Genomic DNA, 15,163 nt, shown 5'->3' with positions numbered 1-15,163 from the left:
AGTGAAGCAGATTTTTTATGAAAGCAAGCAATGTTTTCTTGAAACGATTAGACAATTGCTTACGTACATATAAAGTAGGAACCTGCGGAGTGTGTTAAACTAGTGTCAAGTAGATAGAAGGTGGGAAATAACATGTCAGTCATTAATTTATTAAAAGAAGAACTACAAGCAAAATGGAACTTTGAAACACCCATGAAAATTCAAGATGAAATGATACCAGCTATGCTTGAAGGCAAAGATATTGTAGCGGAGTCACCAACAGGATCAGGTAAAACGTTAGCATATGTCTTACCATTATTAAATAAAGTGAATGGGGCAAAAAAGCAAACACAAGGACTGATCGTAGCTCCCTCACAAGAGCTTGCTATGCAAATCGTAGAAGTCATTCGTGAGTGGACAGCTGGAACAGACATTACTGTTCAGCAGCTGATTGGTGGTGCCAATTCTGCTCGTCAAATTGAAAAGTTGAAGAAAAAGCCAACAATTGTTGTTGGCACACCTGGACGTTTAAACGAATTAGCACGAGCAGGAAAATTAAAACTCAAAGAAGTCGAAACGGTTATTTTAGATGAATGTGATCAATTACTAAGTCGTGAATACCGTGTTGTTATTAAATCCTTTATCGAAGGTTCTGCCTATGGCCGACAAGTAGTTGTTGTTTCGGCTACGATTACAGAGGAAATTGAATTAGTGGCAAGTCGTATGATGTTTGAGCCACTGCGTTTTAAAATTAAGCCTGAGGACATGTTAAAGGTCGGTAAAGTTGTCCATTCTTTTGTAAAGGTAGAAGAGCGTGATAAAACGGATTTCCTGCGCCGACTTTCCCATACAGAGGGTTTAAGAGCGCTGGCTTTTGTTAATAATATCGATCAATTATTAATGAAGGAAACAAAACTACAATACCGTTCAGCACCGATTGTTACGCTCCATTCTGATATGAAGAAAGAAGAACGTAAAAAAGCGTTAGATGCATTCCGTAAAGGGGACGCACGTATTTTAATTGCAACAGATATTGCAGCTCGTGGTTTAGATATTGCTGGTTTAACACATGTTATTCATGTTGATGTCCCACGAACAATTGAACAGTATTTGCATCGTTCTGGTCGTACTGGCCGTGCTGGAGCAGATGGTGAAGTATTAACCTTATTATCTTATCGTGATGAAAAAACCTATAAAAAATGGACAAGGGAACTTCCAGGCAAGCCTGTGCAAAAAATATGGCATGATGGCGAGCTGATTGAAGGTAATTCTAAAACAATTGGACAGAAGCGAGGGAAATAGTATGACATTTGAAGAGAAATTACAGGCATATGCAGAGCTTGCAGTAAAAGTGGGTGTGAACATCCAACCAGGTCAGTACTTATTAGTCAATACATCTGTGGATGCTTTAGATTTTGCCCGTTTAGTTGTAAAAGAGGCTTACAAGGCTGGGGCAGGCCGTGTTCATGTAAACTTTTCCGATGATGAATTGGATCGTGCTTATTTTGAGCATGCTTCCGATGAGGAATTTAATCGCTTCCCTGAATGGGTTGTGAAAATGCGTGATGAACTGATTGAACGTAAAGGAGCTCTATTATGGATTGATGCAGCAGATCCTGATAAGCTAACAGGAATTCCAGCAGACAGACTAGCAACACATCAAAAAGTATCAGGGGCAGCATTGAAAAACTATCGCAATGCAGTCATGAAGGATTTAATTGCTTGGTCCATTGTAGCCGTTCCTTCAGTTAAATGGGCAGCAAAGGTATTCCCTCAATTACCAGAAGAGCAGCAGGTGCCTGCATTGTGGGAAGCTATCTTTAAAACGGTGCATATTGGGGAAGGCAATGCAGTTGATAATTGGCGTCAGCATGTAGCTAATTTAGAATCTCGTGCACAGCTTTTGAATAATAAAAAGTATGCAAAGCTTCACTATACAGCTCCAGGTACAGATTTAACAATTGCTTTAGCACCACAGCATAAATGGCTAACTGGTGGTAGTAAAACACCAGAAGATAATGTTTTTGTGGCTAATATGCCAACAGAAGAAGTTTATACACTGCCAATGAAACAAGGTGTAAACGGTTATGTTAGTAATACGAAGCCATTAGTCTATCAGGGCAATATCATCGATGGCTTTAAATTAACATTTGAAGAGGGCAAAATTATTAAGGCAGAGGCTGAAGTAGGGCATGATTTATTGCAAGAGCTTATTCAAGTGGATGAAGGCTCATGCTACTTAGGTGAAGTAGCACTTGTCCCACACGAATCACCTATTTCAGCGTCGGAGATTTTATATTTCAATACGCTGTTTGATGAGAATGCTTCAAACCATTTAGCCATTGGTGAGGCATATCCGACTTGCTTAGAAGGCGGTAGAGACCTAGAAAACGGTCAACTTGAAGCTTTGGGTGCCAATATTTCTGTGACGCATGAAGACTTCATGATTGGCAGTGGTGAAATGGACATTGATGGTATTTTACCTGATGGTACAGTTGAGCCAATTTTCCGCAAGGGTAGCTGGGCTTTTTAACCTTTAGTAAAAAGAAAAGAGGGAAGCAGATGAAACGAATATGTAGCTTGCTAGGTATGACAATATTATTCATAACTTTTTGGGTTTCATCTGCTTTTGCTCAAACAGAAAGCTATGTGGCGATTGGTGATTCCTTAGCAGCGGGTCAAACACCCTACAAAGAAATTGATGTAGGGTATAGTGATTTGATTGCCATGAAATTAAGTTCGATTGGTCAATTATCATTTTATACAAAAGAACTGGCTTTTCCTGGCTTTACTACGGCGGATGTATTAGAACGAATACGAACTGAGGAAGCACAAAATTTATTAGCAAATGCGACACTTATTACAGTTTCGGCAGGGGCTAATGATTTATTACGTCTTGTCCAGGTAAACCCAAATGCAGGGACCTTAGCTTTTTCACAGCTTCAGGCAGATTACGCTTTAAATTTGGCAAGAAAAAATATGATATCGATTTTGGATGAATTAGAAGAACGTGCGCCTAAAGCAAAAATCTATGTTATAGGCTATTATTTTGCTTATCCAACAGTTCATCCGACGCAAAAAGAAGGAACCAATGCCCAGCTAGTTAGATTAAATTCGATATTACAACAACAAGCAGAGCAAGCTGAAGCGGCTTATATAAATGTCTATGATGCCTTTGGATTGAATGCAACTAACTACTTACCAAATAGTGCAGATGTCCATCCAAATTTTGAAGGCTATCGACAAATGGCTAACTCATTTTTACAGGTTTATAGTGGTAGTGGTGCATTAAACATCTCTTCATCAGAATTGCCAGAGCCAAATCCTATGTCATTTGAGGATATCCTCAAGCAACAATCCTCAGTGAAGCCTCAGCAGCAAAAAGTGGTACAACATCAATCTCCACGTACGACTTACGTGATTCAGGGATTCCCAGGATATAAGGCATTTATCAAATACATCTAAATAATTGATATAAGGCATCTTACCTAATAAGATGCTTTTTTCTATGAAAACCAATTTTGGCTAGAACTACTAAACCTTTAGAGAGCACTAGATGGGGAATAGTCATGCTAAAATATAGAGAAGACTAGGAGGTACTAGAATGAAAATATTTCATACAGCAGACTGGCATTTAGGAAAGCTTGTTCAAGGCGTCTATATGACAGAAGATCAACATTATATTCTTCAACAATTTATACAAGCAATAGATGAGGAAAAACCAGATGTAATTATCATCGCAGGTGATTTATATGATCGTTCGATGCCTCCTATTGAGGCAGTTAATTTATTAAATGATGTATTAGCGAAAATAGTATTAGAGAAGAAGATTCCTGTTCTAGCAGTGGCGGGAAATCATGATAGTGCAGGTCGTTTAAATTTTGGTAGTCGTTTAATGAGTGATAGTGGTTTATATATTAAGGGCCAATTTACAAAAAATCATGTACCTATTGTTTTGAATGATCAACATGGAGAAGTGCATTTCCATTTAGTGCCCTATGCGGAGCCAGTAGCTATTCGCAACATCTTTGAAGAAGAATCAATCCGTTCTCATCAAGACGCCATGCAAAAAATTATTGAGCATATCACGGAAGACATGGACACAAGTAAGCGTCATGTATTTGTTGGACATGCCTTTGTGACGAAGTATGGTGAGGAAGAAGCCAATACTAGTGATTCCGAGCGGCCACTTTCCATTGGAGGCTCAGATTGTGTGAATGCAGCTTTATTTAAGTCTTTTCACTATACGGCACTTGGGCACTTACATAAGGCACATTTTGTCTTAAATGAAACCATTCGCTATGCAGGTTCTATCTTAAAATATTCGTTATCTGAGCATTCACATGAAAAAGGCTTTTTAATCATCGAATTAGATGAACAAGGTAATACAACAGTAAGTAAAAGAAAGCTTGTGCCAAGAAGAGATCTGCGAGTAGTAGAAGGTCAATTAGAGGAGTTATTAACGCACACACCAAGTGAGGATTATGTATTTGTTAGATTGACGGATACAATATCTGTGACTTCACCGATGGAACGTATTCGTAGTGTATATCCCCACGCTATGCATGTGGAACGGAAGGTACTAAGGCAAGATACATCACGTGAACTACAAGTGGTAGAGGCTGAAAAACTAGAGGATATAGATTTATTCCGTTCATTCTTCACTAATATTATTGGCGTTCAGCCTGATGAAGATACGGAACGCTTATTCACAGAGATGTTACAGGAATTATTAGATGAGGAGCGAGAGACTGTAAAATGAAGCCATTAAAGTTAACAATTACTGCGTTTGGTCCATATAAAGACACGGAAGTAATTGATTTTCAAGAGCTAGGGGAGCATCGATTGTTTGCCATTTCTGGAAAAACGGGTGCAGGTAAAACAACTATTTTCGATGCTATTTGCTATGCTCTTTACGGATCAGGTAGTGGGGAGGATCGGCAGGATACAGCTTTACTGAGAAGCGGCTTTGCGCATGATGATGTATATACAGCTGTAGAGCTCGTCTTTGAAATGCATGGGAAAGTCTATCAAATAGTACGACAGCCAGGTCATATTAAAGAAAAAAATAAAACGGTTACTGGGAAGAAAATAGAGCTAGCAGAAGTAAAAGAGGGAAAGCTGGATTATAGCATTGTAGAGAAACAGCAAACGCTTGAAGTCGATAAGAAGTTACAGGAAATTATTGGTCTCACAAAAGATCAATTTAGCCAAATAGTGATGTTACCTCAAGGTGAATTTAGAAAACTATTAACCTCTGATTCAACAAATAAGGAAGTAATTTTACGGAAAATCTTTAAAACAGATCGTTTCGGTGTCATGGCAAAAAAGCTTGATGCCAAGCGTAAAGAGGCTGAAAGTGATGTTGAGCGTGCCAAACAATTAAAAGAACATTTACTTGGTCAAATTGTGGGTGCCTTACCACAGCGTTCATCCGCTTTATTCACATTGATTGCTGATAATACAGAGAATCTACATCAACTGACAGAGGCGCTTGATGAGGAGCTTAGCTACTATAAGAAATGTGGAGAAAGTGAACTGCTACACTATGAAGAAGCGTATAGCCTTCATCAAAAAGAGCAGGAATATTATCGCTTAGCAAAAACGCTTAATGAGCAATTCGATGAGCAAGCTAATCGACAGCAGCGGTTGCAAACACTTTTACAACAGCAGGATTCATACCGAGCAAAGGAGCAGGAGATTGCTTTAGCAGAACAAGCAGAGCGACTTACGCTGCAAGAACAACAATGCAAGGATTTACGTGCTGAACTGAATGTAAAAGAACTAGCTTTTCAACAAGCAAAGGTTAAGCAACAGCAATCACAAGAACAGTTGCAAGAAGCACAAGAAAATTATGAGATAGAAGAGGCTAAAGAATCTGAACGACAGCAAATCTTACAGCAGGAAATAGAGATGCTAGCGCTATTACCGAAATTTGAAGCGTATGAACACAATGTACAACAGCTGCAAATAGCAGAGCAGTATGCTGAAAATGCAAAACGAGCAGTACATGATAACCTCAAACTTTTGGAAAATGAACAAGAGCAATTACAGCATTTTTCTCAATCATTAGAAGGCTATGAAAAACAGGTTGAACCCTATGAAAGCTATTTAGAACAATTACCGAAACTACGGGAACAGGTTGCTTTAATCAAGCAAGCGGAGAAATATAAACATGCCGTAGAGTTAGCTAGGCAGGATGTAGTTGCTTCAGAAAGTCTCTATCAAGAAAGTAAAGAGGCTCTTCAACTTTTGCAGCAACGGTGGCTGACGAGTCAGGCTAGTATTTTAGCCAAACAGCTGAAGGAAGGAGAGCCTTGTCCTGTTTGTGGTAGTATGACACATCAGAAAGCACACAATGAGCAACTGGAAGTGATTGAGCTTACTCAAGTGGAAGCATTAAGAGCGAAGGCATCCGCAGACGAACGTAAGTATCTAGAGAAAGAGGCATTTTTAGCATCTACGCAGCAACTACTTCAAGATACCTGGCAACAACTTGAGGCACAAAATATTAAACAAGAAAACCAATCACAAATCATCGTTACCTTACATGAAGTGGAACAGGAGATTGCTGCATTAAAAGCCATTCATCATCAACTAGCTGATGTGCGATTAAAAATAAAGCATCAGCATGATCGAATAGAGCAACTACGGAATAAGCAAACAAAGCTAGAGCAATATTTAGCGGAGCAGATAAAAGAATGGACAAGATTAGAAGCAGTTGTAGAAGAACAGCTTAAGCAGATGCCTGCTAATTTACCAACTTTACAGCAATTAAAGCAACAACTTATGGATGTTAGCAAACAGAAAGAAGCGCTTCAAAAAAGTTGGCAAGCAAGTCAAGAAAATTTGCATGCAGCAAAGGAAGCGGCTAGCAATGCAACACTAACTGTAGAAATTGCCAAACAGTCCTTTGAGGAATTACAGCTTAAAATAAATGAAAAGCTTCAGCAATTTACAGCAAATATGCAAGAAATAGGTTTCGAAAGCTATGAGGCTTATGCTACTGCTAAACGGAGTGTCATACAATTAGATGCACTTCGAAAAGCATGTAGCGACTATGCTTTACAAGTACACACGTTGCAAATCCAGATTACCGAAGGGGCTACATATCTTCAAGGGAAAGAGAAGCAAGATTTAGTGGCGATGGAAGCAAGGGTAGAACAGCATCGTATTTCTTATGAGGAAGCATTTAAACGTTTGCAACAGTTGAATGGATTTGCACAAGCATGCCAAGGCTTTAGTGAAAAGGTGAAAGAAATAGCGAAAGAGCTTCATTTACTTGAACAAGAAGCAGGGCGAGTAAAGGAGCTCTATGGATTATTAAATGGACAAAACTCGAAAAAGCTATCCTTTGAGCGTTATATCCAAATTAATTACTTAGATCAAATTACAGTTGCTGCCAATATACGGCTATATCATTTATCAAACGGTCAATTTGAGCTTAGGCGCTCAGATAGGTTAGAAAAGCATGCGAAGCAAAGTGGACTTGGTCTTGATGTTTATGATGCCTATACGGATCAATTACGAGATGTCAAAACATTATCAGGTGGCGAGAAATTTAATGCTTCGTTAAGCCTTGCATTGGGGATGGCAGATGTGATTCAAAGCTTCCAAGGTAACATTCATATTGAAACGATGTTTATTGATGAGGGCTTTGGCTCACTTGATGAGGAATCACTAAATAAAGCAATTGATACATTAATTGATTTACAGGATTCTGGTCGCATGATTGGTGTAATTTCGCATGTACCTGAATTGAAATCTGCGATGCCAGCGGTTTTACATGTGGAAAAAACATTGAATGGCCATAGTCAAACCCATTTTGAAGTGAAATAAAATGAAGGTGTATTTCCAGAAAAAAGGAATACGCCTTCGTTTTATTTTTTTCTAGCTGGGGTTGTAGGCGTTGTTCCCTTTTTTGCAGCCATTACTTTTTTTACGATAGGAATAACAATAGGTGCTAACTTGACGGCAGTTTTTACAACGTTTGATACTTTCATCCTAAAACAGCTCCTTTTACAATTACTACTACCTGTTTCACTTAAAAATAAAACATTAACGGATAACACGAACAGCCTGAATTATATTCCAAATCACAATACCTAGTGAGACGAGCGCATAGATGGCGAATGAAGTAAACCAAATAATCATCATGGTCTTGTTGCTGGAGGTTGGATCTAAACTAAATGTAGAAAAAACAAAGACAATAAAGAATAGAATGCCAAAAACAAAAGGTATTAAATGAGAGACAAGTGCACGAATCGAATGTCTTTTTACATCACTGTCTTTTGTCACAAAATAAACAATTAATGGAACGATAAAAGGGGCGAAGAAAATACTAAGATAACTAAAGGCAGCTAAAATTTTTTGATTCTCCATAGTTGTACCTCCTTTTTAAATATTTACGCATGAAAAACAGCAAAGTTTCAAAAAATATATTGTATAGAAGGTTGTAATCCTCCTATCCATTGCGTACAATGAGATTGTTCAAATAAATTCAGATGTAACGACCACAAGGGGAGCTGATGATGTCAGCTGAGACTGGGCACGTAATGCCTTGACTCTTCGAACCTGTAAGTTAACGCTTGCGTAGGGATGTGGATAGAAACCGACACTTGTACGATGTGAGGCTCTGTCCTGACATCGTTTTTTCATTCTTAAAGGAAAAAGGTGTCAGAAAGAGACATATCAGCGCTTTTCTATTCCTGCTCTTGTATCCTACATCGGAACAAAGGAGAGAATATGTATGGACAAAAAAAGACTATTAATGCTAGTGGAGATTGCGATTTTTGCAGCGATTGGTCTCGTACTGGATCAAGTTTCCTTTAAAGTATGGGCACAAGGCGGTTCAGTTAGTCTTGTTATGGTACCAATTATGTTAATAGCATTTCGCTGGGGCTTAGTAGCTGGGTTAACAACGGGACTACTTGTGGGTGTTATGCAAACAATGTTTGGTTCCTATATAGTGCACTGGCTACAAGGATTATTGGATTATGGAGTTGCTTTTACAGTTGTAGGTTTAGCGGCGGTTGTACGTGGACCAGTGTTAGACGCTGCTAAACATATGAATAAAACAAAAATGGCACTTTATATAATAATAGGTACCGTTTTCGCAGGCTTCTTACGATACACAGCACATACAATTGCTGGTGCTGTATTTTTTGCCGAATATGCGGGCGACCAAAATGCATGGATCTATTCCATCATCTACAATGGTACATATATGCTACCAGCAACTATATTAACGGCAATCGTTGGTGTTCTTTTATTCACAGCCGCTCCACAATTAATGCAAAGAAAAGCTTAATGCAAGTCCCTTCACATGAGTGGAGGGACTTTTTTGTCGTGAATAGCTCTTTTAGCACTTTGCAAAGTAGGAAAGCATACAATATTTAAAGCGTTTATCGTTATACGCATAAAAAGTTATGTTATATTAAAGAATAGATATTAGATGAAAGGGACGTTATACATGATTGTAAAAACGCAAGAAGAGATTGAAGCTTTTAAAAAAATAGGACGCATTTGTGCTGAAATTCGTGAAGCGATGAAAGCTGCTACAAAACCAGGTGTTACAACACTTGAGCTTGATGAAATTGCTGGCCGCATGTTTGCAGAGGCAGGCGCTATTTCTGGACCAAAGGGAGAATATGATTTCCCAGGGTATACATGTATTAGTGTTAATGAAGAAGTAGCACATGGTATTCCAGGAAAGCGTGTTATTCAAGAAGGGGATATCGTAAATATTGATGTTTCTGGCTCTTTAAATGGTTATTTTGCTGACACAGGAATTTCATTTGTTGTTGGTGATGGCTATGAGGACAAAGAAAAGCTTTGTCGTGTTGCCAAAAGCGCCTTTGATCGAGCAATGACAAAGGTAAAGGCTGGATCTAAATTAAATCAAATTGGTAAAGCAGTTGAACGCGAGGCAAATGCTAATGGCCTAACTGTTATTATGAATTTAACAGGTCATGGCTTAGGTCAATCTTTACATGATGAACCCAACCATATTTTAAATTATTACGATGCATGGGATTCTACCATTATGAAAGAAGGTATGGTACTTGCGGTTGAGCCATTTATCTCAGCAAATGCAGAGCATATCGTAGAAGCTGGTGATGGCTGGACATTCGTGACACCGGATAAATCACTTGTAGCTCAAATCGAACATTCAGTCATTGTGACAAAAGATAAACCGATTATCTTAACGTCATTAGACGAAGAATAGGATGCAATGAAAAATCCTGCTAACCAATTTATTTTTGGTAGGCAGGATTTTTTTTAATAAATAAAATGCCAACAAAGAGAACACCACATAAAAATAAAGCAGCTGTAGTGACAAGTAGCTCATCAAAACCATTATGTATGGCGATTCCAATATAAGCCCAAATAAAAACACTCGGAAACATAACATCAAAGTGATGGAAACGGATATGTAGTGCAATTACTCCTCCTAATGTCAGTAAAATCACTGCCCAAAGAGGCGTACTGAGACCAAAGCCATTCCAACCATAAGCCGTTAACGTAAAGCTTGTATTTGTTATAAAAATAAATGTCATCCATGCCAAATAAATGGAGAAAGGAATACGACCAGACAAGGCTTTGTCCTGAAGAGGGTACGTATTATACAACATAAATAAATACAAGACTAAGAGTAATGTAATGCCAAGAGAAACAATAAATAACTCATGATGCCAGACGTATAACGTCAATGCTTGTAATATATTTATGCAACTAAAAAGCGCAGACTGTTTCAAAGTTGTCTTTTTCATGTTCATAACTAACCAATAACCGAGTAAAAAATAAATGATAATCCAAATTACATGACTTACACTAACTGGTGCAAATACAACAGAAAAACGATTAGCGATTTCTAGCGAAGATTGACCGTTGATGTTCACGAAAAAGGATGAAAAGGTTAGGATGATTGAGACAAGATAAGAGATTGTCATCATAATAAACCGAGGCATGTTTTCCTCTCCCTTCGTGTTAGATTGTATAGGGAAAAGACAAATAAGTATAGTACTGTCACTTTTTTTATTATAACGGAAATTTCCAACAATGTATTGTGTTGTTTTACTATTTATACCTACAATTTACCATGTCTGATAGGCATCCATATCTTTCTTTAGTACAATAAGAATATCCAAATAAAAGGAGTGAAGTTTCATGACACAAAATTTGAAAAATCTAGATCTAACTGTTGAACTAGACAAAAAAATGTATAAAAAGAAATTAAAAGTACTCCAATATGAAATGTTGAACGCACAACAATTTTTATTAAAAAACAAGATTGGCTTGATTTTGGTATTCGAAGGAATGGATGCAGCTGGTAAAGGTGGCGCTATTAAACGATTAATCGAACGTGTCGATCCTCGCGGTTATGTTGTACATCCTATATCTGCCCCTCAAGCTCATGAATTACGCTACAATTATTTACAACGATTTTGGAGAAAATTGCCTCAGCATGGGCAAATCGCTATTTTTGATCGCTCGTGGTATGGTCGCGTATTAGTAGAACGCATCGAAGGATTTGCAACAAAGGATGAATGGTCTCGTGCTTATGAAGAAATTAATAATTTCGAGAAGATTTTAACTGCAGGAGATTACATAATTATTAAGTTCTGGCTTCATGTATCAGATGAGGAGCAATTAAAACGCTTTAAAGAACGTGAACAAAACCCTTATAAATCTTGGAAGTTAACAGCCGAGGATTGGCGCAATCGAGATAAAACACCTCAGTATATTGAAGCAGCAAATGCGATGTTTGAAAAGACAGATAAAAAAGATGCGCCATGGATCTTAGTAGCTGGAGATGACAAAAAGTATGCCCGTGTACAGGTGCTACAAGAAACCATTGCACACATTGAACGAGAGGCTCAAAAACGTGGTCTTCATTTAACAAATGTGTTAGACAATACACAACTAGAGGATGCTGATTCCTCCAGTTTAGAAATAGTAAACGAGAAAAAGAAAGAACAAAAAACTAAATAATTGAATTGTGCTGTTATGACAATAAGACATGAGCTGTTTTGGTTGTAGCAGCCTCTTTTTTTACATACAATAATATAAAAATAGGGTTTGGAATGACGGATTGACCAATGTAACAAAGAGAAATGTATTGATTTTTATTGGAAGGCTAGTGTGGAGAAATGGTGCTTAAAATTTGGAATCTATTAAGAAAAAAGGGTGGGAATGTGGTAACGATAAAGGGGGAAAAATGCTACATCCGCACATTCCAAGAAAAAGATGCACGAAGTTTAACGGGTCTCGTAAGCCGTAATAAATATTTTTGGTCTATATACGAGCCACTGCAAAGACCTGAATACTATACAGTCGATGCTCAATACAAAAAAATCCAAGAAAGTCTCTATTTAATGGAGTCAAAGCGTGAATTTACGTTTGGTATTTTTGAGCATGGTACAAACAATCTAATAGGGCATATTGCACTTTATGCTGTCAAACGCTTACCGTACTCGAGTGCATTTGTTGGCTATGCGATGGATGAGATTTATGTTGGAAAGGGCATTGTCACAGAAGCTGTGAATATGGTGGTTCGATTTGCATTTGAACAAATTGGTCTACATCGTGTAGAGGCCTATGTATCAACACAAAATAATGCCTCCATGCGTGTATTAGAGAAGGCTGGATTCCAGCAGGAGGGTCTGCTAAGAAAGCTACTGTATATCAATGGTCATTGGGTAGATCACTATATGTATGCACGTTTAGAGGATGAATAGAATAATAAGTGCCTATCTTCCACATAGTGAGGATAGGCACTTGTTCTTTTATGAATGTATCAAGAAATAATTTTATTGTTTATTACCATCTTCAATTAAATCTAGATGACCTGTATTTGGATCAATTATTAAACCATGAACAGGTACGTCTTTAACCATTAGTGGGTGATTACGAATTGTATCGACACTTTTCTTAACACTTGTTGCTACATCACCGAAACCTCGTAAAAATTCTTTTAAATCAAAACCGGAATATTCCAACATTTTGATTGTTTCTGGATCGATGCCTCGTTGTACCATTTCGCTAAGCATGGCATCAGGATCAACCGCACTCATACCACAGTCATAATGTCCAACGACATACACCTCATCAGCTTGTAGGCCGTAGACAGCAACTAATAAACTACGCATAACTGCACCGAAAGGATGGCTTACTAACGCACCAGCACTTTTCACTATTTTTACATCGCCATTACGCAAATTCATCGCTTTTGGTAAAAGCTCTACAAGACGAGTATCCATACAAGATAAAACAACAATACGTTTATCAGGATATTTCGTAGTGATGAATGGCTCATATTTTTTTTCTTGTACAAACTCTTTGTTAAATTCTAGAATATCTTGTAACATTGTCATGAATATTGCTCCCTTCCTTACAAAAAATATTGTAGAGCAAAATTTTCAATATGCAAACAATAAAGACTGTATTCAGATAATTTTTACAATAAAGAAGCAGTTTCATACGCTTTAGTAGATGAAATAACTTATAAGCTATAAAAAAACAGCTACCTATAATAGTAGCTGTTTTTTACACATTAAAATTTTTCGTTTGGCTTTGGATCTACAGTTACTGAAGACTTGCTATCTAAACCAACTTGTAGGTAGTGGATGAAGAATCCCATTGAAATTAATAAAACTACTGAAAAGCCAAGAACAGTTGTAACGAACATTATTAGAGCTCCTCTCTACTTAAATGATCTACTAAAACTCCCTAAAACAATTATACAATAGGTTACTAGGAAAATCTAAGGATAATTTATGACAACCTTAACATACTTAGCCTAGAATACTATTAGTAGGAATGGATTATTTAGAATGCCCAATTTCCATCACGGAATATTGGGTCTATTTGATCATCATGTGTTATTCCGTTTATATTCATTTTATTCGAGCCAATCATAAAGTCTACATGTGTCAAGCTTTGATTAAGACCATGCGCACTTAGTTCCTCAGAAGTCATTTCTTTGCCGCCCTCAATGCAAAATGCATAGGCACTACCAATGGCTAAATGATTGGATGCATTTTCATCAAACAATGTATTGTAAAATAATAGGTTGGATTGTGAAATAGGTGATTTGTGTGGCACTAATGCTATTTCACCAAGGTAATGAGCACCTTCATCCGTTTCAATAAGAGAAGCTAAAATTTCTTGGCCTTGCTCCGCCTTGACGTCAATGATTCGACCATCTTTAAATGTTAAGGTGAAATTATCTATAATATTGCCGCCATAGCTTAAAGGCTTAGTGCTTGATACATAACCATTAACACCTGTTTTTAACGGTGCTGTAAAAATTTCTTCAGTTGGCATATTGGCCATAAATGTTTGGCCTTGTGTACTTTTACTACTACCTCCTGTCCACACATGATGTGGAGGCAGTTCAATTGTTAGATCCGTGCCTGGTGCCGTATAGTGCAGTGACTTAAATTGCTTTGCATTTAAGTAATCAGCTTTGCTATGTAGTTCCTGATCATGGGCATGCCAAGCTTCAACAGGATTTTCAACGTCTATACGTGTGGCTGCAAAGATAGCTTGCCATAATGCATCTATTTGCTGTTCTTCTGGTAGGTGAGGGAAGACCTTTGCTGCCCAAGCTTTAGAAGGAGCAGCAATGACCGACCAGCTAAATTTATCTGCTTGCAACCAATGATAATAGTTTGCAAGTGCTTGGCCAGATGCTTTTTGGAATGCCATGATTCGATCACGCTCAATACCTTTTAATAAATCTGGATTTTGTGAGCTAATACTTAAGAAGGCAGCACCGTGTTCAGCTAACCATTCACGTTCCTGCACTTTCCATGGTGGGAAAAAATCAAATGAGTCTTTTGGTGCTCCTTCATAGCGAGCACGTACAAGTTCATCATCGGATATATCGACAAAAACTTGTTTTGCACCATTTTTATAGGCTATTTTAGTAATTATTTGTGCGAGTTTTAGATTATCAGTCGAACAGCTTATATAAAGATACTGATCTTTTTGGATATTTACTCCTACTTTCACCGCTAACTCTGCATATTTTAGTAATTTTGTGTCAAACGATAATAACAAAATCATATCCCCCTTCAATTTAAGACAGTTAAGTGTATTATTCTTAATTCAATATAATCAAAAATGGTCGAAATGTGAATAAAAAGCATTAATTACATCGAAAAATATATGAAATACA

Annotated in this window: 15 protein-coding genes and 1 riboswitch; of the genes, 9 read left to right on the top strand and 6 right to left on the bottom strand. The window is 37.6% G+C overall.

Translation table 11 applies throughout. The features are described from left to right. Window positions 1–132 precede the first annotated feature (132 nt). From MKZ14_RS19240 to MKZ14_RS19220, 5 genes are all read left to right on the top strand, one after another. The gene (locus MKZ14_RS19240) at window positions 133–1,281 is read left to right on the top strand and encodes a DEAD/DEAH box helicase (protein WP_258860037.1); all 1,149 of its coding nucleotides are present in this window, start codon (window positions 133–135) and stop codon (window positions 1,279–1,281) included. 1 nt (window position 1,282) lies between these two features. Continuing rightward, entirely contained in the window at window positions 1,283–2,512 is a 1,230-nt protein-coding gene (locus MKZ14_RS19235; protein WP_339280347.1) for an aminopeptidase, read from the top strand. 29 nt (window positions 2,513–2,541) lie between these two features. Next, window positions 2,542–3,444: a GDSL-type esterase/lipase family protein gene (locus tag MKZ14_RS19230; RefSeq protein WP_339280346.1), complete on the top strand. Its 903-nt coding sequence runs from the start codon at window positions 2,542–2,544 to the stop codon at window positions 3,442–3,444. 139 nt (window positions 3,445–3,583) lie between these two features. Then, on the top strand, window positions 3,584–4,741 hold the full coding sequence (locus tag MKZ14_RS19225; RefSeq protein WP_339280345.1) for an exonuclease SbcCD subunit D: 1,158 nt from the start codon (window positions 3,584–3,586) through the stop codon (window positions 4,739–4,741). Beyond that, a complete protein-coding gene (locus MKZ14_RS19220) occupies window positions 4,738–7,818 on the top strand; it encodes an SMC family ATPase (protein WP_339280344.1) in 3,081 nt (1,026 codons plus the stop codon). The genes MKZ14_RS19225 and MKZ14_RS19220 overlap by 4 nt, the downstream gene beginning before the upstream one ends. A 41-nt stretch (window positions 7,819–7,859) precedes the next feature. Here the strand turns inward: MKZ14_RS19220 and MKZ14_RS19215 are convergent, their stop codons facing one another. Both MKZ14_RS19215 and MKZ14_RS19210 read right to left on the bottom strand, forming a co-directional pair. After that, a complete protein-coding gene (locus MKZ14_RS19215) occupies window positions 7,860–7,982 on the bottom strand; it encodes a hypothetical protein (protein WP_280522773.1) in 123 nt (40 codons plus the stop codon). A gap of 55 nt (window positions 7,983–8,037) precedes the next feature. Next, on the bottom strand, window positions 8,038–8,361 hold the full coding sequence (locus MKZ14_RS19210) for a DUF4870 domain-containing protein (RefSeq protein ID WP_036076947.1): 324 nt from the start codon (window positions 8,359–8,361) through the stop codon (window positions 8,038–8,040). Window positions 8,362–8,487: 126 nt separating this feature from the next. After that, a riboswitch (TPP riboswitch) is annotated at window positions 8,488–8,595 on the top strand. A gap of 133 nt (window positions 8,596–8,728) precedes the next feature. On the opposite strand from MKZ14_RS19210, the gene thiT reads away from it, so the two are divergent. Together thiT and map are read left to right on the top strand one after the other, a co-directional pair. After that, window positions 8,729–9,289 (top strand): energy-coupled thiamine transporter ThiT, encoded by a 561-nt coding sequence (gene thiT, locus MKZ14_RS19205; protein WP_036076950.1) that lies wholly within the window; start codon window positions 8,729–8,731, stop codon window positions 9,287–9,289. A gap of 162 nt (window positions 9,290–9,451) precedes the next feature. Next, on the top strand, window positions 9,452–10,207 hold the full coding sequence (map, locus tag MKZ14_RS19200) for a type I methionyl aminopeptidase (protein WP_004225600.1): 756 nt from the start codon (window positions 9,452–9,454) through the stop codon (window positions 10,205–10,207). A gap of 28 nt (window positions 10,208–10,235) precedes the next feature. Here the strand turns inward: map and MKZ14_RS19195 are convergent, their stop codons facing one another. Then, complete coding sequence (locus tag MKZ14_RS19195; RefSeq protein ID WP_333004933.1) at window positions 10,236–10,949, bottom strand: hypothetical protein; 714 nt, start codon at window positions 10,947–10,949, stop codon at window positions 10,236–10,238. 199 nt (window positions 10,950–11,148) lie between these two features. On the opposite strand from MKZ14_RS19195, the gene MKZ14_RS19190 reads away from it, so the two are divergent. Beyond that, window positions 11,149–11,973, top strand: coding sequence for a polyphosphate kinase (locus MKZ14_RS19190; protein ID WP_036076955.1), 825 nt, complete (start codon window positions 11,149–11,151; stop codon window positions 11,971–11,973). A 158-nt stretch (window positions 11,974–12,131) separates the two neighbouring features. Continuing rightward, window positions 12,132–12,719: a GNAT family protein gene (locus tag MKZ14_RS19185; protein WP_016995361.1), complete on the top strand. Its 588-nt coding sequence runs from the start codon at window positions 12,132–12,134 to the stop codon at window positions 12,717–12,719. Between the two features lie 72 nt (window positions 12,720–12,791). Here the strand turns inward: MKZ14_RS19185 and MKZ14_RS19180 are convergent, their stop codons facing one another. From MKZ14_RS19180 to MKZ14_RS19170, 3 genes are all read right to left on the bottom strand, one after another. Then, window positions 12,792–13,355 (bottom strand): carbonic anhydrase, encoded by a 564-nt coding sequence (locus tag MKZ14_RS19180; protein ID WP_004225593.1) that lies wholly within the window; start codon window positions 13,353–13,355, stop codon window positions 12,792–12,794. 179 nt (window positions 13,356–13,534) lie between these two features. After that, complete coding sequence (locus tag MKZ14_RS19175) at window positions 13,535–13,669, bottom strand: hypothetical protein (protein WP_016995362.1); 135 nt, start codon at window positions 13,667–13,669, stop codon at window positions 13,535–13,537. Between the two features lie 140 nt (window positions 13,670–13,809). Further along, window positions 13,810–15,051, bottom strand: a complete 1,242-nt coding sequence (locus MKZ14_RS19170) for an aminopeptidase (protein WP_036076957.1) — start codon at window positions 15,049–15,051, stop codon at window positions 13,810–13,812. Between the last annotated feature and the right edge of the window lie 112 nt (window positions 15,052–15,163).

It is taken from the genome of Lysinibacillus sp. FSL P2-0066 (assembly GCF_037969495.1).
Classification (GTDB): domain Bacteria; phylum Bacillota; class Bacilli; order Bacillales_A; family Planococcaceae; genus Lysinibacillus; species Lysinibacillus boronitolerans.
Note: the sequence above shows the minus strand (reverse complement) of the source record. Positions and strands in the feature narration are given on the sequence as shown.

Bases quoted from the DNA above. Each gene is read 5' to 3' on its own strand.
- MKZ14_RS19240 (WP_258860037.1), top strand. From the start codon at position 133: ATGTCAGTCATTAATTTATTAAAAGAAGAACTACAAGCAAAATGGAAC.
- MKZ14_RS19235 (WP_339280347.1), top strand. From the start codon at position 1,283: ATGACATTTGAAGAGAAATTACAGGCATATGCAGAGCTTGCAGTAAAA.
- MKZ14_RS19230 (WP_339280346.1), top strand. From the start codon at position 2,542: ATGAAACGAATATGTAGCTTGCTAGGTATGACAATATTATTCATAACT.
- MKZ14_RS19225 (WP_339280345.1), top strand. From the start codon at position 3,584: ATGAAAATATTTCATACAGCAGACTGGCATTTAGGAAAGCTTGTTCAA.
- MKZ14_RS19220 (WP_339280344.1), top strand. From the start codon at position 4,738: ATGAAGCCATTAAAGTTAACAATTACTGCGTTTGGTCCATATAAAGAC.
- MKZ14_RS19215 (WP_280522773.1), bottom strand. From the start codon at position 7,982: ATGAAAGTATCAAACGTTGTAAAAACTGCCGTCAAGTTAGCACCTATT.
- MKZ14_RS19210 (WP_036076947.1), bottom strand. From the start codon at position 8,361: ATGGAGAATCAAAAAATTTTAGCTGCCTTTAGTTATCTTAGTATTTTC.
- thiT (WP_036076950.1), top strand. From the start codon at position 8,729: ATGGACAAAAAAAGACTATTAATGCTAGTGGAGATTGCGATTTTTGCA.
- map (WP_004225600.1), top strand. From the start codon at position 9,452: ATGATTGTAAAAACGCAAGAAGAGATTGAAGCTTTTAAAAAAATAGGA.
- MKZ14_RS19195 (WP_333004933.1), bottom strand. From the start codon at position 10,949: ATGCCTCGGTTTATTATGATGACAATCTCTTATCTTGTCTCAATCATC.
- MKZ14_RS19190 (WP_036076955.1), top strand. From the start codon at position 11,149: ATGACACAAAATTTGAAAAATCTAGATCTAACTGTTGAACTAGACAAA.
- MKZ14_RS19185 (WP_016995361.1), top strand. From the start codon at position 12,132: ATGGTGCTTAAAATTTGGAATCTATTAAGAAAAAAGGGTGGGAATGTG.
- MKZ14_RS19180 (WP_004225593.1), bottom strand. From the start codon at position 13,355: ATGACAATGTTACAAGATATTCTAGAATTTAACAAAGAGTTTGTACAA.
- MKZ14_RS19175 (WP_016995362.1), bottom strand. From the start codon at position 13,669: ATGTTCGTTACAACTGTTCTTGGCTTTTCAGTAGTTTTATTAATTTCA.
- MKZ14_RS19170 (WP_036076957.1), bottom strand. From the start codon at position 15,051: ATGATTTTGTTATTATCGTTTGACACAAAATTACTAAAATATGCAGAG.